The organism is Streptomyces sp. NPDC052396 (genome assembly GCF_044593195.1).
Classification (GTDB): Bacteria; Actinomycetota; Actinomycetes; order Streptomycetales; family Streptomycetaceae; genus Streptomyces.
Map to the genome: position 1 here is coordinate 167,292 of NZ_JBIUAW010000001.1, position 20,255 is coordinate 187,546.

A 20,255-nucleotide genomic window follows, 5' to 3' on the forward strand; every position below is an offset into this window, starting at 1 on the left:
CAGGGAGACGTACCGGCCCTGTTGTGCGCCTCCATGGCAGGCGGGGAACAAGTGGCAGATGCTGCGTGCTGTCTTGGTGCGGCAGCGCGGGCTGAGATGTGTGCGGCATCTCTGAGCGTGTACGTTAACCGTTTGACGTACGCGGGAGCATCTGAGCACTGGGAAGCGGGAGAGGCGGGTGAGCGCCGTGGTGGCGTATCTGGATGCGGCGGCGACGACACGGGTGGAGTCGAACGTTGCCGACGTGGTGTTGCACTGGATGACGGAAGAGTTCGGCAACGCCGGAAGCCGCACCCACGAGTACGGGCTGCGTGCCAAAAAGGCAGTCGCCGAAGCCCGCGCCTACCTCGCTTCCACCCTCGGCGCCCAGACCGAGGAGGTCATTTTTACCAGCGGCGCCACTGAATCCAACAACATCGCTCTGTTGGGGCTCGCTGCTCACGGAGAGAAGACCGGGCGCAAACACATTGTGACTTCGGCCATCGAGCACAAAGCGGTCCTGGAGCCGTTGGAGCATCTACGCGATGCCCGTGACTTTGAGGTCGACTTCATCCAGCCTGGCCCCAGCGGTCGACTCACCGTCGAGGACGTCCTCGCCCGCGTCCGCCCGGACACCCTGCTCGTCTCCCTCATGCATGTGAACAACGAAACAGGTGTCATCCAGCCCGTCGCCGAACTTGCCCAGGCGCTGGTGATGACCCCCACCCTCTTGCACGTCGACGCCGCCCAGGGATACGGCAAGCGCACCGAAGATCTCGCCGCACCCATCGACCTGATCAGCATCTCTGGCCACAAGGTCGGCGCCCCCAAGGGCATCGGTGCACTCCTCACCCGCCGCCGCGGCTGGAACAAGGCTCCTCTGGAGCCGATCATGTACGGCGGAGGACAGGAGCGAAAGCTCCGGCCGGGGACGCTTCCAGTAGCTCTGATCATGGGGCTGTACGAAGCGGCTCGGAGCTTCCACGCGCAGCGTGACCGCTGGGAGAGTGACGCCTACGCTTTGCGTGAGCGCCTGCTCACGGCGCTGGAGAAGACTCGCTACACGATCAACGGTGACCCGGAGCACTCCGTCCCCCATATCCTCAATCTCAGCTTCGACAAGCTGAGCGCTGAGGCGCTGATCGTAAGGATCAAGGACCAGGCGGCCATCGCCACGGGTTCGGCATGCACCAGCGCGTCGTATGCGCCCAGTCATGTGCTCACGGCCATGGGGCTGCCGAAGGAGCAGGCGTCGAACGGGCTGCGGTTTTCGTGGTTTCCAGCACAGGTGGGGGAGTTCGACGCCGAGGCATTTGCGAAGACTGTGGCCTACATGCAACCCGATGCGTGAAGTAATCGCATGCTTCACTTCTTAGCCGGCTGTACGACGCCTCACGAGGCGGTGGCCACGCAGCTCGCGCCCGCAGCGGACCAGCTCCGCCTCCCAACCCTGCTCCGTTCCGATCAGATGCGGATACTCGTACAGTCCGGCTTTCACCTCTGAAGCGGTAAGCCGCTGGTAACGAGGTCTGTCTGGGTCGTCCGGGGCGAGGAACTCATGCTTGCGATGGAGTAGCGGGCGGTTCTGCGACGCTGCGTAGGTGATGTGGGAGGACTCCAGTGTGCGCAAGTCGACCGTATAGGAGGAGTGGATGCGGGGATGTGGGTCGGTGTCGAACTCCGGGTAATCCAGCCACGATACTGCTCGCCCCTGGTGCCTGAGCTTCACGACCGTCCATGTGTCGGGCCGCCCGACCGCGATCGACGCGCAGTGCTCGTAGAGCCGGAGTACCACCGGAATGCGGTCCACTGCCCGACGGTGCGCGTACAGCGCCGTCGGAGTCAGCTTCCCGGCCACTGAGCCGTTCATCGCGCTGCGCACGTACGCGTCGTCGCGCAGTTTGAGTAGCAGCCGGTCAGCTCGTTGGCACGCCTCTTTGTACGAGTCGAAGAATGCCCGCACGTCCAATTGAACGGCGTGCGGGAGACTGGAGAAGGGACCCCGTCCGTTGAAAAGCTCCACTGCGAGATACAGCAGTGTGTTGAGAGTTGAGCGCCTGGTGCCCTCGGAGACTTTGACCGCGTCTGCACTGTCGCGTGTGAGCTGCTGCAGCTTGCCGGGAGCGAACTGGGCCAGCAACTCGGCGGTCAGTCTTGGTACTTCGTCAATGCACGGGTGCCGCCCGCGCCGTTCGAGGTAGTCGACGACCGAGGCGAGTGCGGATGCGGTGTCTGCGGATGCCAGCCAATCCGCGTCCGGGACGATCCGTTGCGCCAGATATTGCATCCGCGCCGCGTTGTCCTTGAACGCGTAAACGACGCCGGGTGCTGCCGACACTGCCGGCGCTCTTGTTGCATCGGCTACGTAGGCGCGCAGCTCGCCCGCTCCATACAGGTACTGGAATGTGCGGCGGCTGGTCAGGATTCCGTCGCCGAACTCCTCGCCTTTAACCTTGCGCCGCTCCCACGTCAGCCGCGCCGACACCACGAGCAGATCTTGAGCGAGGTCCCATGCACGTCGCAGCGTCTCGCGCCGCTCACCTGGATCTTCGACGACGTTGAGGACATATGTCAGCAGCACCACGTCGGCCGGCCGGGCCGGGGCGTCACTGAGGTAGTACGGGTCCCAGCCTGTAACAGCGCACCCCAGCCGTTCCAGCGCCGCGACATCGTCGCCGCGCCCACACCCGTAGTCGAGAACCGTCCGCCCTGCGCCAAGCTGTCGATCACTGAGGGCCTGGCGGGCGGGCACGGAAAGGTTGAGCCGGGCGATGGCGGTGCGGCGGCGATCGCTGGACCAGGAGCGATCGGTGGGGAGCGGCGGGGGCGTGCCCGGCAAAGCATCCGTAGACAGGTGAAATGCTGTTCCCGACGTGGTGCGGTCGGAGGGCGCGGTTGACATCAGTGGCTCCACGCTGGCGATCCGGTCGGTGCGTGCCCTGCCGCAGGGGCCGTGAAGTAGCGGAACTGTGGGCAGCGTAGGGGAAGATCCCGCCAAGCGGGGTGGGATTGCCTGGGTGCGGTGTCCGGTGAGGTGCGGACGATGCAGTAACCAGTAGCTCGCCATGGCTTTCGAGCCGTTGAGTCCGCCCAGTGGCGGTGGCGGGCTGTGAACATACCCCACCTCGTCGCCTTCGTTCGCACCGGAACGCAGCGGGTGCCGCTTTGGCGCCTGCTCCATGTTTTTCCGATGAGCCGTCAGGATGGCTCTGACCAGGCATTACTCACTCGCGAGTGATGGTGGACCGTGGGAGGATGCTCGAACTGGGGGACGTATATGGGACGGCGCGTCCGAGGTAGGGATGCAAAACGGGGCAAACTGCACTCCTGGGTGATGAAAAAGCCCCCCGCAAGTGATCTTGCGAAGGGCTCGGGATGGCCTCTGGCCTGCATAAACGTGCGCCCCCGGCAGGACTCGAACCTGCGGCCAAGCGCTTAGAAGGCGCCTGCTCTATCCACTGAGCTACGGGGGCCGGTGTGCGGCGGTTGCGGACGGCTGAAGCCCCGGGCTCGGTGGTGCCGTGACCTTGCCGGGGACAAGGATAGGGCTCCGCGTACCTCGTCCCGGTTGCTTCACCTCCGTAACACGTTGTGGAGGTTCGGTGAAGCGGTCCTGATAATCGCAGGCGGGTGCGAATCATGCACCGTTTTTCACGCCCCACGGGGCGGGTGTTGTGTACTCGTTATGCCAGGGTCTCACTCGCCACGCCTTGCGCCCCAGGAGCTATACGCTTCAAAAACACACCAGAATTGGGCATTCTGCGCGTGTGGCGACCTTGGATGTACGGCCCAGACTGCTCGACGCGCTGTCCGCACTGCGGGAGCGCGTTGACGCCTCGCGCTTTCCGCTCCCCCTTCCCGGCGCCGCCCGAGCCCGTCGTAACCGGGCCGAGCTGCTCGCCCAGCTCGACGACTACTTGGTGCCCCGCCTGTGCGCCCCCGAAGCGCCCTTGCTCGCGGTGGTCGGCGGGTCCACCGGGGCCGGCAAGTCCACGCTGGTCAACTCCCTGGTGGGGCGCCGGGTTACCGAGGCGGGGGTGCTGCGGCCGACGACCCGTACGCCGGTGCTGGTCTGTCATCCGGACGACCACCACTGGTTCGCCGGCCCCCGGGTGCTGCCCGAGCTGCGCCGGGTCTGGGTGCCCGCCCAGGACGGGAGCGGCCCCTTCGAACCGCCGGAGAGCGAGCCGGCCGCGGCGGACACCGGCCCCTACCCGCAGGCACCGGACGAGGACGAGCCCGGGCTGCGCCTGGAGACCGACCGGGCGCTGCCCCGCGGCCTGGCCCTGCTGGACGCGCCCGACATCGACTCCCTGGTCACCCGCAACCGCGAACTCGCCGCCGAACTGATCTGCGCCGCCGACATCTGGGTGCTGGTCACCACCGCGACCCGGTACGCGGACGCGGTGCCCTGGCACTTGCTGCGGGCGGCCAAGGAGTACGACGTCACGCTGGTCACCGTGGTGGACCGGGTGCCGCACCAGGTGGCCGGCGAGGTCTCCCGGCAGTTCGGGGCGCTGCTGGAGGCCGCGGGGCTGGGCGATGTGCCCCGCTTCACCATCCCCGAGCTGCCGGAGTCGGTGGCCGGCGGCAGCGGGCTGCTGCCCGGCACCGCCGTCGCCGGGCTGCGGGCCTGGCTGACCCAGCGGGCCCAGGACCCGGCCGCCCGGACCGTGGCCCGGGCCCGCACCGCCGACGGTGTGCTGTCCTCGCTCAGCGGCCGGCTGTCCGGGCTGGCCGGCGCGGCGGCCCTGCAGCACGCCGCGGCGGTACGGCTGTTGCAGTGCGCCGAGGACGCCTACGCCCGGGCGGTGGCCCGGATCCGGCGGGAGGCCGCCGCGGGCGAGGCGCTGGCCGGGGACGCGCTCACCCACTGGCGCGGCTACCCGGACCACAGCACCTCCGATGAGCTGCTCAGCGCGCTCTGCCATGCCCTGGCCGCCCTGCTGAACTGCGCGGTGAACACCGCCGACGAGGAGATCGCCCGGGTCGGCGCCGGCGACCCGGCCGCCGACGCGGCGCTGGAGCCCAGGGACGCGCCGGGCGTCAGCGCCCGTATCGGCGTGGCCGTACGGCACTGGCGGCGCTGTCTGGAGGAGCTGGCGGAGGAATCGGTACGCACCCTGGAACGCCCGGCGGGCAGCGACCCGGACCGGGTCGCCGCCCTGCTCGCCGCCGCGCTGCTGGGCGGCCGCCGGGCCCATCTCGCCGGGGAGAACCTCGCCGAACTGCTGGGCGCCCAGAGCGCGCTGCGGCTGCGCGACCGGGGCGCCCAGCTGCTGACGGAGTGTCTGGAACGCGTCCTGGAGGCCGAACGTGACCGCAGGACCGCGCCGCTGGACGCCCTGGACGTCACTCCGGACCCCCAAGTCGAGCTGATCGCCGCCCTGTCCGTACTGAAGAAGGAGAGATAGCCCGGTGACCGTCGCCAACGGCCGTGGTGAGCGCGGCAGACCAGCGGCCCCGCGGCGGGCCGACCGCTCCTGGGACGACGGCCTGATCGCGCGCCGGGCGCGGCCCGAGGGCGAGGGCCGGGCCCGGCCGCAGGGCGCGGAGCGCGCCGACGGCGGCCGGGAGTGGCCGGCGGCCGGCCTGGGCGGCGTGCTGCTGCAGCGCCTGGACGCCCTGCGGGAGCTGGTCGGGCTCTCCCGGGCACGGCTGGACGCGGGCACCCTCGCCGAGGCCGGCCGGGTGCTGGACGAGGCGTCGGCCCGGCAGCGGCATGCGCTGGACGTCACGGTGGTGGCCATCGCCGGGTCCACCGGCAGCGGCAAGTCCACCCTCTTCAACGCCCTGGCCCGCTCCCAGCTCTCCGAGGCCGGGGTACGGCGGCCGACCACCGCCGCGGCCATCTCCTGCGCCTGGACCGACCGGGCCGACGGGCTGCTGGACTGGATGGGCATCCCGGCCCGCTGCCGCCGCCAGCCGCCGCGCCCCTATGACCCCGCGCTCGGTGGCCTGGTCCTGCTCGACCTGCCCGACCACGACTCGGCGGCGCCCGGCCACCGGGAGCAGGTCGACCGGCTGCTCGGCCTGGTGGACGCGGTGATCTGGGTGGTGGACCCGGAGAAGTACGCGGACGCGGTGCTGCACGAGCGGTATCTGCGGCCGCTCGCCGGGTACGCCGAGGTCACCTTTGTGGTGCTCAACCAGACCGACCGGCTGTCCCCGGACGCGGTGGACCAGGTGCTGGACGATCTGCGGCGGCTGCTCGACGAGGACGGGCTGGCGCTGGGCGAGCACGGTGAGCCGGGGGCGGCGGTGCTGGCGCTGTCCGCGCTGACCGGCGAGGGGGTGGGCGAACTGCGCGAGACGCTGGGCCAGTTCACGGACCGGCGGTGCGCCGCCGAGCTGCGTCTGGCGGCGGATGTGGACGGCGTCTCGGCCCGGCTGCGCTCGGCCTATGTGGCCGAGGGCCGGCCGGGGCTGACCGACCGGGCCCGCCGGGACTTCGAGGACCGGCTGGCGGAGGCGGTGGGCGCCCGGGCGTCCGGCCTGGCGGCGGAGCGGATGTGGCGGCGCGACGCGGAGCGGGCCTGTGGCACTCCCTTCGGCCGGGTGCGGGGCTGGTACCGGCGGGTGCGGGGCAGAGAGGCGCCGGGGGCGGCCGCCCTGACCGGGGCGGAGGGCGCGCAGCGCCGGACGGCGTCCCGGCCGCTGGTGGAGCAGGCGGTGCGGGTGCTGGCCCGGGAGGCGTCGGCGGGCCTGCCCGGGCCCTGGGCGCAGGCGGTGCACCAGGCGGCGGTGCGCGGCGCGCGCGGGCTGGCGGAGGCCCTGGACGAGGTGGGCGCGGCGGGTGCCCCGGTGCCGCCGGCCAGGGGCCGGCGCGCCGGTGCGGGGCGTACCCGTGGGGGAGCGGCCGTGCGGCCGGTGCGGCCCCGGTGGTGGGCGCTGGCGGCGGCCGGGCAGGTGGTGCTGCTGCTGACCCAACTGCTGGGGGTGGCCTGGCTGTTCGGCATGCTGCTGGGGCAGTCGGCCGGCCCGTGGTGGCTGCCGCCGGCGGTGGCGGCCGGGGCCGGGGCGGGGGCTCCGCTGCTGGCCTGGTGCTGCCGGGTGGCCGCGCGGGGGCCGGCCAGGGGGTATGGGCTGGAGACCGAGCGGCGGCTGCGCGCCGGTGCGGGCGGGTGCGGGCGGGAGCGGGTCCTGGAGCCGGTGGCGGCGGAGCTGCTGCGCTACCGGGAGGTCCGGGCCCAGTATGTGATCGCGACGGGTGAGGCATAAGGGGCGGACGGGCGTTGCGCGCCACGTGTGGGTGACGGGTTTTTCCCCAGCGGCCCGGTGGTCCACAGGGCCCAGCGGGCTCTGGTGATCAAGGGCAGCATGGGTGTCATCGGCCGGGCGCCAGCCCGGCGTCCAGTGGGGGAGGCGATGACGGTGAACGAGACCTTGGTGACGGTCGTGGGCAATGTGGCGACCCAGCCGGACTTCCGGGAGACGGCCAACGGTGCGGCGGTGTCCCGGTTCCGGCTGGCGGCGACGGTCCGGCGGTGGGACAAAGGGCGGCAGGAGTGGGCGGATGCCTACACCAGCTTCTACACGGTGTGGGCCTGGCGGACGCTGGCGTCCAATGTGGTGGCCTCGGTCACCCTGGGTGAACCGCTCATGGTGCGCGGCAAGTTGAGGATCACCAGCCAGGAGCGGGAGGGAAAGCACTGGCTGTCGGCGGATATTGACGCGGTGTCGGTCGGGCACGATCTGGCGCGCGGCACCTCGGTGTTCCGCAGGGTGAGCCAGGCCCGGCCGCTGCCGGCGGAGCCGGTGGAGGTGGTTGAGGTGGTGGAGGAAGGGGCGCGGGTGGCCGAACCCGCGGTTACGGCACCCTTCTGAGTGCGGGGGGATTCGGAGGGTTTGTCCCGGGGATTTATCGATAATCCCAAGCGGAACACCATCATCCGATAACGATTCCGATTCGGATCACCGCTCGATCAGCCTGCGCAGCCTCCGGGTTGCGCACGCTCCCTAGGATCCGGTGCGTACAACGGGGGCTGCTGCTCTTCGAGTTGCCCGGCGAGACGAGACGCGGCAGGCCAGTGTGCGCACACCGCGCTCGCCCGAAAGGAAATCCATGAAGTCTGTGCAGAGACGGGGTGCCGCCCGTCCTGGCGCGGCCGCCCTCGCGGCCGGTCTGCTCGCCATGGGCGCGATAGCCACCGCCGGCCCGGCCGCGGCGGATGACGTTCCGCAGAACGCGGGCGGCGCCTCGGCCGCGCTCGGCAAGCTGACCGTCAGCGACTGGGCGACCGTCGACAGCACCCAGAAGGGCCCGGTCCGGGCGGGCCTGTTCACCATGGACGTGGACAAGGGCGGCTCTCTGCAGACCTACTGCATAGACATCAACACCAACACCGTGGAAGGCGCCCGCTACAAGGAGGCCGGCTGGCGGGAGTCCTCGCTGCAGGGCAACGCCGACGCGGGCAGGATCCGCTGGATCCTGCAGAACTCCTACCCGCAGGTCAACGACCTCAGCGCGCTGGCCCAGAAGGCCGGAGTGGGCTCGCTGGACGACCACCAGGCCGCGGCCGGCACCCAGGTGGCCATCTGGCGCTACTCCGACCACGCCCGGGTCAAGGCCCTCAGCCCCGCGGCCCAGAAGCTGGCCGACTACCTCTACGACCACGCCGAGAACCTGGACGATCCGGGGGCCTCGCTGAGCCTGACCCCGTCTGCGGTCTCCGGCCGGCCCGGCCGCCGGCTGGGTCCGGTCACGGTGCACACCAAGGCGGACCGCGTCACCCTCACCCCGTCCATCGAGGCCGCCGCCAAGGGTGTGAAGATCACCGACAAGGCCGGCAAACCGGTGAAGACGCTGGCCGACGGAGGGCAGCTGTTCTTCGATGTGCCGGCCCGGGCCGGCGACGGCGCCGCCTCGGTCATCGCCTCCGCCACCACCAAGGTCCCGGTCGGCCGGGCCTTCATAGGCGACGGCATCCGGACCCAGACCATGATCCTGGCCGGGTCCAGCGACAGCAGTGTGACCGCCGGTGCCACCGTGAACTGGGCGAAGCAGGGCGCGGTACCCGCGGTGAGCGCCAGACGGGACTGCGCCAAGGGCGGCCTGGAGATCACCGTCGACAACCGGGGCGACCGGCCCTACGCCTACCGGATCGACGGCCGCAAGCACACCGTGGCCCCCGGCCGGTCCGAGACCACCCTGGTCAAGGCGGGCGAGGACCGGGCCTACCGGATCGGCGTCACCGGGCCCGGCGGTCTGGCCAGGACCTTCACCGGCGTCCTGGACTGCAGGACCGGCGTCAGCAGCCCCGGCGGTCCCGCCGGGGACACCATCGTCACCCATGCCGGCACCGGCTCCACCGGTGCCCCCGGCGGCTCCGGGAACCTCGGCCGCCCGCTGGCCCAGACCGGCGGCAGCAGCGCCACCCCGAAGATCGCCGGAGCGGGGATCGCGCTGATCGTCCTCGGCGGCGGGGCGGTGTTCCTGCTGCGCCGGAGGAAGAACACGGCCGGCGAGTAGGGGCCGGGCCCGGTGGGCGGCGCGCCCGTGCCGTCCACCACGCCGGGGCACGGCCCTATCGCGTTTCCGCCCAGGGCGGCCGGTACGGCAAGATGGGATGTGTCTGCCCTCATGCGGCGGAGCCGCACATTGGCCCTTCTCGATTGCCGGACGGTTTCTCTTGGCTGAGTACATCTACACCATGCGCAAGACGCGCAAGGCGCACGGCGACAAGGTCATCCTCGATGACGTGACGCTGAGCTTCCTGCCCGGCGCGAAGATCGGTGTGGTCGGCCCGAACGGCGCCGGTAAGTCCACCGTCCTCAAGATCATGGCCGGGCTGGAGCAGCCCTCCAACGGTGACGCCTTCCTCTCCCCGGGCTACAGCGTCGGCATCCTGATGCAGGAGCCCAAGCTCGACGAGAGCAAGACGGTCCTGGAGAACGTCCAGGACGGCGTCGCGGAGGTCAAGGGCCAGCTCGACCGGTTCAACGAGATCGCCGAGCTGATGGCCACCGACTACTCCGACGAGCTGCTGGAGGAGATGGGCAAGCTCCAGGAGAAGCTGGACCACGCCAACGCCTGGGACCTGGACGCCCAGCTGGAGCAGGCCATGGACGCCCTGGGCTGCCCGCCCGGCGACTGGCCGGTCACCACCCTCTCCGGTGGTGAGAAGCGCCGCGTGGCCCTGTGCAAGCTGCTGCTGGAGGCCCCCGACCTGCTGCTGCTCGACGAGCCCACCAACCACCTGGACGCCGAGTCGGTGAACTGGCTGGAGCAGCACCTGGCCAAGTACGCCGGCACCGTGGTGGCCATCACCCACGACCGCTACTTCCTGGACAACGTGGCCGAGTGGATCCTGGAGCTGGACCGCGGCCGCGCCCTCCCCTACGAGGGCAACTACTCCACCTACCTGGAGAACAAGGCCTCCCGCCTCAAGGTCGAGGGCCAGAAGGACGCCAAGCGCCAGAAGCGCCTCAAGGAAGAGCTGGAGTGGGTCCGCTCCAACGCCAAGGGCCGCCAGGCCAAGTCCAAGGCGCGACTGGCCCGTTACGAGGAGATGGCCGCCGAGGCCGAGAAGATGCGGAAGCTGGACTTCGAGGAGATCCAGATCCCGCCGGGTCCGCGCCTGGGCAATGTGGTGGTCGAGGTCAGCAACCTCTCCAAGGCCTTCGGTGACAAGGTCCTCATCGACGACCTGTCCTTCACCCTGCCCCGCAACGGCATCGTCGGCGTCATCGGGCCCAACGGCGCCGGCAAGACCACGCTGTTCAAGATGATCCAGGGCCTGGAGACCCCGGACTCCGGTGACATCAGGGTCGGCGAGACGGTCAAGATCTCCTACGTCGACCAGACCCGCGCCAACATCGACCCCAAGAAGACGCTGTGGGCCGTCGTCTCCGACGAGCTGGACTACATCAACGTCGGCCAGGTCGAGATGCCCTCGCGCGCCTATGTCTCGGCGTTCGGCTTCAAGGGCCCGGACCAGCAGAAGCCGGCCGGGGTGCTCTCCGGCGGTGAGCGCAACCGCCTCAACCTGGCGCTCACCCTCAAGCAGGGCGGCAACCTGCTGCTCCTCGACGAGCCCACCAACGACCTGGACGTGGAGACCCTCTCCTCGCTGGAGAACGCGCTGCTGGACTTCCCCGGCTGCGCCGTGGTCGTCTCCCACGACCGCTGGTTCCTGGACCGAGTCGCCACCCACATCCTGGCGTACGAGGGCGAGTCCAAGTGGTTCTGGTTCGAGGGCAACTTCGAGTCCTACGAGAAGAACAAGATCGAGCGCCTTGGCCCGGACGCCGCGCGTCCGCACCGTGCCAGCTACAAGAAGCTGACCCGGGGCTGAGCATGGCCCGTCATGTCTACCCCTGTCCGGTGCGCTGGTCCGACATGGACGCGTTCGGCCATGTGAACAATGTGGTCTTCCTGCGCTATCTGGAAGAGGCGCGGATCGACTTCATGTTCAGGATGGCGCCCCGGGCGGGCGAGGGGTCCTTCGCGGGCGGGTCCGTGGTGGCCCGCCATGAGATCGACTATGTGTATCCGCTGGTGCACCGGCATGCCCCGGTGACGGTGGAGACCTGGGTGACCAAGGTGGGCGGTTCCTCGCTGACCGTCGCCTATGAGGTCAAGGACGAGCAGCATGTCTACGCCCGGGCGACCACCGTGGTGGTCCCCTTCGACCTGGAGAAGGGCCGCCCGCGCCGGCTCACCGACCAGGAGCGGGTGTTCCTGGAGGAGTTCCGGGACGACGCGCCGGAGGAGGCCGTCGCGGCATGACGCCGTCCTCGCTCGTACCAGGGCAGCGGCTGCGACTGGCCGATGCCGGGGAGGCGGCCGACCTGGCCGCCTTCCTGGCCCGGCTGATCCACTACGACCGGGCCGCGGCGGTCCGCCTCCAGGCGGGCTCCGGTGTGCTCGGTGTCTTCGGCCGTCCGCCGTCCTTCGAGGTGCTGGCCATCCGCACCGCCCGGCTGGCGGCGGCGGACAGCTTTGATCTGACCGTCTCCGCCGGGCAGTTGACGGACGCGCTGGACGCCGGGGGCGCCGAGACCGCCCTGCCGCCGGCGGTCACCGGCCCGCCCTGGGCCGGGGTGCTGCCGCCGCGCGGCGGCTGGCGTCCGGTGCCCGGGCTGCCCGGGCCGGCGGCGGTCCACGGTGCCCTGGCCGCGGCGGTGGCCGAGTTCCGCTCCCGGGACGCGGCCCTGCCCGAGCAGCGCCGTACCCGGGGGGAGCGCGACCGCATCGGCCGGGAGATCTGGTCCCGCACGCTGGGCGACACCGGTCTGCCGCTGCGCGCGGTGCACGCCGCCCAGTCGCTGGGCTTTCTGCGTCCGGCCGGCGGTCCGGCCCCGGACGCCGCCGGGCTGGCGCTGTACGCCGCCGGGGGCTGGCTGCGGCTGCGCACCCCGTATGGCTCCATCGCGGTACGCACCGGCGGCCTGACCGGCCTGACCGTCACTCCGGCCTGATACCCGCCGGTCAGTCCGCCGAGTTGATCATGGTGGCGGCGGCATAGGTCAGATAGCGCCACAGCTCCCCGGCCTCGGCCGGGGGCAGCTCCAGTTCGTCCACCGCCTCCCGCATATGGCGCAGCCAGGCATCGTGCGCCGCCCGGTCGACGGTGAACGGAACGTGACGCATCCGCAGCCGGGGGTGGCCGCGCTGCTCGCTGTAGGTCCGCGGCCCGCCCCAGTACTGCATCAGGAACAGCGCCAGGCGCTCCTCGGCCGGGCCGAGGTCCTCCTCCGGGTACATCGGGCGCAGCAGCGGGTCCTCCGCGACGCCCTGGTAGAAGCGGTGGACCAGGCGCCGGAAGGTCTGCTCGCCGCCGACCCGCTCATAGAAGGTCCGCTCCTGAAGCGTGTCGCGTCGAATCTCATTCACCCTTCCATGGTCGCAGACGCCCCGGCGGAAGACTCCCGGCTCAGGACCGCTCAGGACCGGTGCACGGTGATGGTGGTCCAGGCGCCCACATGCACCCGGTCGCCGTCCCGCAGTGGCACCGGCACATAGGGCTGGATGGCGTCCTCCGAGCCGTTGATGGTGGTGCCATTGGTGGAGTCCTGGTCGACCACCGCCCAGCTGCCGTCCGGCTGCTCCACCAGCATCGCGTGCTGATGGGAGACGCCGGGGTCCTCCGGCGGGCGGGAGAGGTCGATATCGGGGGACTCCCCGGTGCTGTGCCGGCGGCGGCCGATGGTGATCTGGGGCCCGGTGAGGGTGAGCCGCTGCTCCGGGGAGTAGGCGGGCAGGTTCAGCCCGGCGGCCTCCGGGCCGCTGCGGTTCATCATCGACCGGAAGTACTCCCGGTCCGGGGCGATCACCGCGTACCAGCCGGTGGGCCGGGTCTGCGGCGGGGGCAGCATCCAGTCCCCGCTGCCCTCCACCGGGTGCTCCGCCGGGTCCGGCCCAAGTGGCTCGGCCTCCCGGTGCAGTTGGGAGGAGCTGGAGTCGTAGTAGCTGAACGCCTGGGAGGGGGCGGGCTGTTGGTAGGGGTTGGGCGGCGGAGGCGGCGGGGGAGCGAAGGAAGAGGCCGTCTGGTTGAGGAAGTTGTAGCGGCACTCCTCACAGAACGGCGCCTGGGCCTCACGGGGCGTACGGCACTGCGGGCACAGCTCGGTGGCCATGGTGGGCCCGGGCTGGGTGCCCAAGTAGGGCGGCGGTGGGGGAGGGACGTTTCCGGCGGGCGCCGCGGCCCCGGACATCCGGTGGCCGCACACCTCGCACCAGTCGTCGGCCGCCGACTGGTGGCCGTTCGGGCAGGTCGGCATGTCGGTCGTCTCCCCCTTGTGAACCGTGCTCGTGAGCCGTGCTTTGAGCCGTGCTGAACGTCGTTGTGCGCGTCGTTACTTCTTGACGCGCACCGTTTTGGTGGACCGCGTCTCCAGCGTCATCTCCGCCTCCGCGGTGACCTTCGCCTTCAGCCGCACAGTACCGGTCGCCGCGTCCACCACATCCACCACCTTCGCCAGCAGCCGGGCGGTGTCCTCGTGGCCCGAGCGGCTGGCCAGCTGCACGGCCCGGCCCAGCTTGGCGGTGGCCCCGTCGATGTCCCCCGACTTGCGCAGATCCAGTCCCTGCTGGATGACCTGGGCCAGCTCGGCCTGCCCGGTGTAGTGGGCGACCTGCGGGTTGATGGCGGTGGAGGCTGCCAGGTCGTCCGTCCACACCGCGCGGACCAGGGCCTGCGCCAGTACCTGCGGGGTGCCGCCGTCGGGGGCGGGCAGCACCAGGGAAGCCCGGGCGGCCAGCATCTCCTGGCCTACCGCGGCCTGGGGCACCCGTACGCAGACGTGGTAGTCGCGGGACTCGTCGCCCCAGGCGCCGGTGGGGTAGTCGCCGGCCCGCGGCCCGGCCTCCACCCGCCGGGTGGTCAGCTCCTCCATGGCCGGGGCGACCTGCTTGACGAAAGTCACCTCGGCGCCCATCGGGGTCCACAGCCGCAGCGCGACATCGGCCACCTCCTTTCCCATGGCGCCCTCCATCATCTGGGTGAAGTCCGCCGCCAGGCCCGCCGGGTCGGCCACGATGTCGGCGGTGCCCAGCAGCGCCGAGGCGATCCCGGTGACCTCCTTGACCACCCAGTCCGTCCCCACCCCACGGGCGTCACAGGTGAACCGTCCGGCACAGGAGTCCAGCGCGGCGCGCAGCGCCTGGGGCTCCTCGTGCTCATTGCGGCCGTCGGTGAGCAGGATGCCGTGGCGTATGGAGCGGCCGGAGCCGGACAGCAGCTGGTCGGCCAGGCGCAGCCAGGTGCCGATGGCGGTGCCGCCGCCCGGGCTGAGCTTGCGCAGCGCCTCCTTGGCCTGGGCCCGGGTGGTGCCGTCGGCGACGGCCAGCCGGCCGCCGCCGGGGTAGACCTCCCTGGCCTGGTGGGTGCCGGCCACCACGGCGAAGGAGACCCCGTCGCGCAGCGCGTCCACCGCGGCGGCGGTGGCGTCCCGGGCGTTGCGCATCTTGACCGGCGGATAGTCCATCGACCCGGAGCAGTCGACCATGATGACCACGGCCGCGTCCGGGGCGGCCCCGGACAGCGTGGTGGTGCCTCCGGTGGAAGTGACCGTGACGATGGCGTTGACCTCGCGGCCGCCCTCCGGGAGGTAGGTGTTCTGGTACACCTCCATGGAGAACTGCGGCACTTGAGGCTTGGCGAAGTTGGACATCCGTTCCGCTCCTTTGTGCTGCTTAGCGTCAACAGGGCTGTGAAACGGGTGGATTGACCGGCGGTGCCCCTGCCGGGACACCGCGTGACTCCCCCCGTGGACGCCTGGTCGACGTCAGGCCTTCGCTGCCCCCTCGGCCCTTGCCGGGAACGGTAGTACGGCGACCGTCACATTGTCGTGGCCTCCGCCGGCGATGGCGTAATCCACCAAGTGGCGGGCGCTGCGCAGCGGGTGGGCGCGGGCGTCGGCGGGGACCACGGCGGCCATCTGCTCGGCGGTCTCGGCGTAGTTCCACAGGCCGTCGGTGCAGACCACCACCACCCCGGGGCGGTCGGGGTGGTAGGCCGCGGTGTGCGGCTCCACCTCATAGGCGTCCGCGCCCAGCCAGCCGGTGATGGCGTGCGCCCGCTCGTCCGCGTACGCCTCGGCCTCCGACAGCAGCCCGGCGGCCACCATCTGGGCCGCCCAGGAGTCGTCCTCGGTGAGCCGGGCGGGCTGGGTGCTCCGGTCGTCGGGCACCCAGTAGGCGCGGCTGTCGCCGACCCAGCCGATGGTCAGCAGGTCGCCGATGACCACCGCGCTGACGATGGTGCAGGCGGGGGCGTTCTCCTGCTGGTAGTGGCTGTGCTCGCGGGGCTGGTGGCCGGGCCCGGCCAGCGAGCTGACCTGCCCGGCGGCCGTGAGAATGGCCTGGTGGATGGCCTCGCGCGGGGGTACGCCCCGGGCCAGCGCCTCCTCGATGGCGGCCAGCGCCCCGGCGCTGGCGGCGGCCGAGGCCTCGTCCGGCCGGGACGCGGATGACACCCCGTCACAGACCACGGCGGTCACCGCGGTGGTGCCGTCGGGCAGGGCTGTGGTGGACACCGCGTAGGCGTCCTCGTTGCGGTGGTGGCGCAGTCCCCGGTCGCTGACCGCGGCGACGCCGGCCGTCTCGTGCTCCATGTGATCCCGTTCGCGCGGCTGTGCATGCCCGCAGTGTTCGCAGTACCCGTCGTTGTCGATCATGCCGGACCGGCAGGCGGCGCAGCGGCGTCCGGCACCGGAATGCGCGTCGTGCGCCGACTGCGCCGGCAGGCCGGGCGGGGCCGCCCGGCCGTTCCCCGGCGTCCCGCCCCCGGCCGGATGCGGCTGCCGCGCCCGCGCGGGGCCGTCCGCCCACGGCGCCGAGAGGTCCGCGCCGCACCCGCCGCAGTAGTTGTCGGCCGGGTCGAGCGGCTCACGGCAGGCGGGACACACCGTCAGCTGAGCGGGTTGCGGCAGTTGCGACATCGATCACACCCATGTCCTGGGGCGGAAACGGTTGGCCGTCTCCACCAGTTCGATCCTTTCCTCGCCGCGCTGGGCGAGGCGCGCGAGCACCCGGTACGAGCGCTCCAGCCCGAAGCGCAGGTCGCGCTCGTGCGCGGCGCTGCCCAGCAGGCTCGGCGTGCCCGGTCCGGCGTTACCGCCCGGGCTGCCGGAGAGTACCCAGTCCAGCGCGGTGCCGAGTACCTCGGTGACCAGGTGTTCCCGGCGCATGGGGTCCAGGCCGAAGTCGGCCAGCCGCTCCACCTGCCCGGCGGCGGCCTCCAGATCCTCCCGCAGCCGGTCGGCCGGCCGGCGTTCGCGCAGCCGGGCCCGTACCGCCGCCACCCGGGCCGCGGTGAAGTGGATGGACGCCTCCGGGACCGACTCCAGGGCGCTGACCGCGCCCGGCCGGTCCCCGCCGGCCAGCCGCACCCGGGCCAGCCCGAAGGCGGCGCTGACAAAGCTGGGGTCGGTGGTCCACACCAGACGGTAGTACTCGGCGGCGTTGTCCAGCTGGCCCAGCACCTCGGCACACACGCCCAGCGCCAGCTTGGGCGCCGGCTCGCCCGGGAAGGCGTCGTAGACCGCGTCGAAGGACAGCGCGGCCGTCTCATGATCGCCGGTGACCAGCGAGTGCAGCCCGCGGTACCAGATGATCCGCCAGTCGTCCGGATGCTCGGCCTCCAGCGAGGCCAGCGCCTTGGCGGCCTGGCTCTCCTCGCCCAGTTCCAGCTGCGCCCGGTAGCGCCGCAGCCGCAGCTCCAGCGAGTTCACCGGCGCGGCCTGCAGCGCCGCGTAGAGCTCGGCGGGCCGGGAGGCCGACAGCCCCGAAAGCCCGGCCAGAAAACCGGCGTTGGGGTCGGCCGCGTCGGCCAGCGGAACCGGCAGCGCCAGGGCCGCGGCCCTGGCGTCCAGCGGGGCGGTGCGCACCGCCCCGCCGGCCGGGAGGGCGGCCCGGTCCGGCACGGCGCCGCCGCCCGAACGGGCGCCCAGCAGCGAGGCGTCCCCGGTGCGCTCGGCGAACAGCGTGGTGTCCACCACCCGGGTCTCCGGCCCGAACAGGGTGGACAGCGCCGGCCGCGGCTTGCCGGTCTGCAGGGCCACCACCTCGCGCAGCACCCCGGTCAGCTGGTCGGCCATCTCGGTGGCCGAGGCGAACCGGCGCCCCGGATCCGGGTCGGTGGCCCGCACCAGCAGCCGGTAGAAGGACTCATAGCGGGCGAAGACCTCGATGTGCTCCGGGTCCGGCAGGCTGTCCACGAAGACATTGGTGTAGCCCTGGAAGTCAAAGGTGAGCACGGCCAGGGTGCGGGCCACGGTGTAGAGGTCGGAGGCTACCGACGGGCCGAGCTCGGCGACCTCCGGAGCCTGGTAGCCGACGGTGCCGTAGATATTGCTCTTGCGGTCGTCCATCCGCCGGACCGCGCCCATGTCGATCAGCTTGAGCTGGTCGTGCTGCTGGATGGCGTTGTCCACCTTGAAGTCGCAGTACAGCAGGTTGCGGCTGTGCAGGTGGCCCAGCGCCTCCAGGGCCTCGATGCCATAGGCGCAGGCCTGTTCCACCGGCAGCGGGTCGCGCCGGCCCTCCGGGGTGCGCCGCTCGTTGGCGATCTCCTTGAGGGACTTGCCGCCGACGTACTCCATCACGATGTAGCCGTCGAGGCTGCCGGTGCGCTGGTCCAGGTGCTCGACGAAGTTGTAGATGCGCACGATGTTGGAGTGCTCGATCTCGGCCAGGAAGCGGCGCTCGGACAGCGCCACCTCCAGGGCGTCCTCGTCACCGGTGTCCAGCAGGCCCTTGAGCACCACCCAGCGGTCCGAGACCGCCCGGTCCATGGCCAGGTAGATCCAGCCCAGTCCGCCGTGCGCCAGGCAGCCCGCCACCTCGTACTGGCCGTGCACCACATCGCCCGGGCCCAGCTTGGGGACGAAGGAGTAGGGGTGGCCGCACTTGGTGCAGAAGCCCTCGGTGCGCCCGGGGCGGTCGCCGCGGGAGCGCCCCACCGGGGCGCCGCACTCGCTGCGGCTGCAGAACCGCTTGCGCTCCGGCACCTCGGGATCGGCCAGCACCGCCGCCCGTGGGTCCGGGCGCGGCACCGGCGGCATGCTCACCAGACCGGCGCCCAGCTTGCCCCGGGTCGGGCCGGAGGTGCCGGTGCTGGAGGTGCGCACCGACACCGAGCGGGCGGTGCCCTCGGTGCCGCCCGACAGCGACCGGGACAGCCGCCCGGAGACCGAGCGGCGGGAGGAGGCGGAGCCGGCCGTGCGCGAGGACGGTGCCGAACCCCGGCCGCTGTGCTGGGCGCCCAGCGCGGCGGCGGCCATCCCGGTGGGCGGGGAGGAGATCATTCCGGAGGGGGAGACCACCGGTGCCAACCCACAGGAGTCGCAGTAGAGTTCACCGCCGCCCATGTCCTCGTACGATCCCGGGCAGCCGGATCGCTGGCACCCCTTGCTCATCATGTCCCCCTACGGTCGTTGACGCCCGGTGCGGGCGGTGTCAGGGCCTCGGCCATGGCCTGCTGGTAGCGCAGCACGGCCCCTTCGGCGGCCAGCAGATCACAGGGCGCGCTCCACAGCATCCGCCGGGCGGCGTCATAGCGCTCGATCAGGCAGGGGTCCTCCGCCAGCCCGTGCCGGGCCGCCTTGGCCTTGTAGGCGTCCAGCCGGCCGCGCAGCTCGGCCCGTACCGCCAGCGGCGCCGTGACGGCCGTCAACTGTTCGCGAGCGCGCAGCAGTTCGTCCTCGGCGCGCTGTTCCAGCTCCTCCAGCAGTGGGGAGAGCCGGTGCCACTGGGCCCGTCTGCGGTGTTCGGCGGCGGCCGACAGCCGCTCATAGAGCGCGGTCGGCGGGCCGGAGACGGCCGGCACCACCGAGGCGGCGATCTTGGAGAGCACCTCCACCCGGGCCTGGCGGGCCTCCTGGAGCGTACGGTCCGCGCGGGAGAGCACATCGCGTACCCGCATCAGCCGCTGCTCCGCGTCCTGCCGCACGGTCAGCACCGCCTCGATCTCGCGCCGCACCTCCTCCAGGGCGCGGGCGGCCCGGTCGTAGCGGCCGGTGTCGGGGCGGCCGCCGCCCGGGGCGGCGCTGGGCGAGCCCCCGGTCCAGAAGGCCAGCGGATCCCCTATCACCTCGGCGCGCAGCGCGGTCAGTTCGGCGGTGATCCGCTCCAGGTCGTCGCCGGAGGGGTGTTCGCCGGGCCGTACGCCCACCGAGTGGGCCAGCGAGCGGGTGCGCTGGAGCTCGGCGGCCAGCAGGTCGATCCGGGCGGGCAGCGCGGACCAGACCGTGTCCGCGATCACCACCACATCGAGTGCCTCGGCGTACCACTGGTTCATCCGGTCCACCAGCTCCTGAAGGCTCAGCTGTTCGCTGAGTCTGGCGGTGCTGCCCGGCCCGGCCAGGGCGGCGGTGGCGCCGGGCAGGGTGAGCCGGTCCCCGCACAGCAGGTCGGTCAGTTCGCTCAACTCGCCCTGGGTGGGCCAGCGGCGGCGCCCGCGCAGCTCTCGGGCCCGGGCCAGGGCGCCGGTATAGGCGTCGAAGCACGCCCACAGCCGGACGATCAGTGCCTCGGCCCGCTCCCACCGGCTCCGGGTGAGGCCGGTGAGCTCCGCGCCCTCCAGCAGCCGGCGGCCGGCGTGGTCCTGCAGGGCGAGCAGGGAGGACTCGACGGCCTCGTGTTCCGCGCCGAGCCGCGCCAGCGCACGGTCCACCTCCTCACGGCTCAGGGCCGGCCCGGTGGATCCCGCGACCGCCATCGATCCCCTCTCCTGGCGCGGCCGGTGCCGCGTCGTTTCGGTGCCGCGCCAACGGCCTTGCGGCCGCCCGGCGTTCAGCGTCCAGGTCCGTCGCTACCAGTCTGCGGCAGA

Annotated in this window: 15 protein-coding genes and 1 tRNA gene; 8 read left to right on the forward strand and 8 right to left on the reverse strand. The window is 71.8% G+C overall.

Annotation, left to right across the window (positions count from 1 at the left end; genetic code table 11):
- Positions 1–178 precede the first annotated feature (178 nt).
- The gene (gene dndA / locus ACIHFE_RS00830) at positions 179–1,330 is read left to right on the forward strand and encodes a cysteine desulfurase DndA (protein ID WP_400103162.1); all 1,152 of its coding nucleotides are present in this window, start codon (positions 179–181) and stop codon (positions 1,328–1,330) included.
- Between the two features lie 21 nt (positions 1,331–1,351).
- On the opposite strand, the gene ACIHFE_RS00835 is transcribed toward dndA, so the two are convergent.
- Positions 1,352–2,881, reverse strand: coding sequence for a DNA phosphorothioation-associated putative methyltransferase (locus ACIHFE_RS00835; protein ID WP_400103164.1), 1,530 nt, complete (start codon positions 2,879–2,881; stop codon positions 1,352–1,354).
- A 498-nt stretch (positions 2,882–3,379) separates the two neighbouring features.
- Positions 3,380–3,452, reverse strand: a tRNA-Arg gene (locus ACIHFE_RS00840).
- Positions 3,453–3,755: 303 nt separating this feature from the next.
- Here ACIHFE_RS00840 and ACIHFE_RS00845 point away from each other — a divergent pair.
- The 7 genes from ACIHFE_RS00845 (at position 3,756) to ACIHFE_RS00875 (ending at position 12,402) form a co-directional block, all read left to right on the forward strand.
- Positions 3,756–5,393, forward strand: a complete 1,638-nt coding sequence (locus ACIHFE_RS00845) for a dynamin family protein (protein WP_400104379.1) — start codon at positions 3,756–3,758, stop codon at positions 5,391–5,393.
- 4 nt (positions 5,394–5,397) lie between these two features.
- Complete coding sequence (locus tag ACIHFE_RS00850) at positions 5,398–7,200, forward strand: GTPase (RefSeq protein ID WP_400103166.1); 1,803 nt, start codon at positions 5,398–5,400, stop codon at positions 7,198–7,200.
- 153 nt (positions 7,201–7,353) lie between these two features.
- Positions 7,354–7,806: a single-stranded DNA-binding protein gene (locus tag ACIHFE_RS00855; RefSeq protein WP_400103168.1), complete on the forward strand. Its 453-nt coding sequence runs from the start codon at positions 7,354–7,356 to the stop codon at positions 7,804–7,806.
- 238 nt (positions 7,807–8,044) lie between these two features.
- Positions 8,045–9,451, forward strand: coding sequence for a Cys-Gln thioester bond-forming surface protein (locus ACIHFE_RS00860; RefSeq protein WP_400103170.1), 1,407 nt, complete (start codon positions 8,045–8,047; stop codon positions 9,449–9,451).
- 160 nt (positions 9,452–9,611) lie between these two features.
- Complete coding sequence (gene ettA / locus ACIHFE_RS00865; protein ID WP_400103173.1) at positions 9,612–11,276, forward strand: energy-dependent translational throttle protein EttA; 1,665 nt, start codon at positions 9,612–9,614, stop codon at positions 11,274–11,276.
- A 2-nt stretch (positions 11,277–11,278) separates the two neighbouring features.
- Entirely contained in the window at positions 11,279–11,710 is a 432-nt protein-coding gene (locus ACIHFE_RS00870) for an acyl-CoA thioesterase (RefSeq protein WP_400103175.1), read from the forward strand.
- Positions 11,707–12,402: a hypothetical protein gene (locus tag ACIHFE_RS00875; RefSeq protein ID WP_400103177.1), complete on the forward strand. Its 696-nt coding sequence runs from the start codon at positions 11,707–11,709 to the stop codon at positions 12,400–12,402. Before ACIHFE_RS00870 ends, ACIHFE_RS00875 begins: the two co-directional genes overlap by 4 nt.
- Positions 12,403–12,412: 10 nt before the next feature.
- Here ACIHFE_RS00875 and ACIHFE_RS00880 read toward each other — a convergent pair whose 3' ends face one another.
- From ACIHFE_RS00880 to ACIHFE_RS00905, 6 genes are all read right to left on the reverse strand, one after another.
- Positions 12,413–12,817, reverse strand: coding sequence for a globin (locus ACIHFE_RS00880; RefSeq protein WP_400103179.1), 405 nt, complete (start codon positions 12,815–12,817; stop codon positions 12,413–12,415).
- A gap of 50 nt (positions 12,818–12,867) precedes the next feature.
- On the reverse strand, positions 12,868–13,704 hold the full coding sequence (locus ACIHFE_RS00885) for an FHA domain-containing protein (RefSeq protein ID WP_400103181.1): 837 nt from the start codon (positions 13,702–13,704) through the stop codon (positions 12,868–12,870).
- 75 nt (positions 13,705–13,779) lie between these two features.
- Entirely contained in the window at positions 13,780–15,096 is a 1,317-nt protein-coding gene (locus tag ACIHFE_RS00890) for a VWA domain-containing protein (protein ID WP_400103183.1), read from the reverse strand.
- Between the two features lie 114 nt (positions 15,097–15,210).
- Entirely contained in the window at positions 15,211–16,365 is a 1,155-nt protein-coding gene (locus ACIHFE_RS00895) for a protein phosphatase 2C domain-containing protein (protein WP_400103185.1), read from the reverse strand.
- Positions 16,366–16,368: 3 nt separating this feature from the next.
- On the reverse strand, positions 16,369–18,846 hold the full coding sequence (locus ACIHFE_RS00900; protein WP_400103187.1) for a tetratricopeptide repeat protein: 2,478 nt from the start codon (positions 18,844–18,846) through the stop codon (positions 16,369–16,371).
- Positions 18,843–20,144, reverse strand: a complete 1,302-nt coding sequence (locus ACIHFE_RS00905; RefSeq protein ID WP_400103189.1) for a hypothetical protein — start codon at positions 20,142–20,144, stop codon at positions 18,843–18,845. The genes ACIHFE_RS00900 and ACIHFE_RS00905 overlap by 4 nt, the downstream gene beginning before the upstream one ends.
- Between the last annotated feature and the right edge of the window lie 111 nt (positions 20,145–20,255).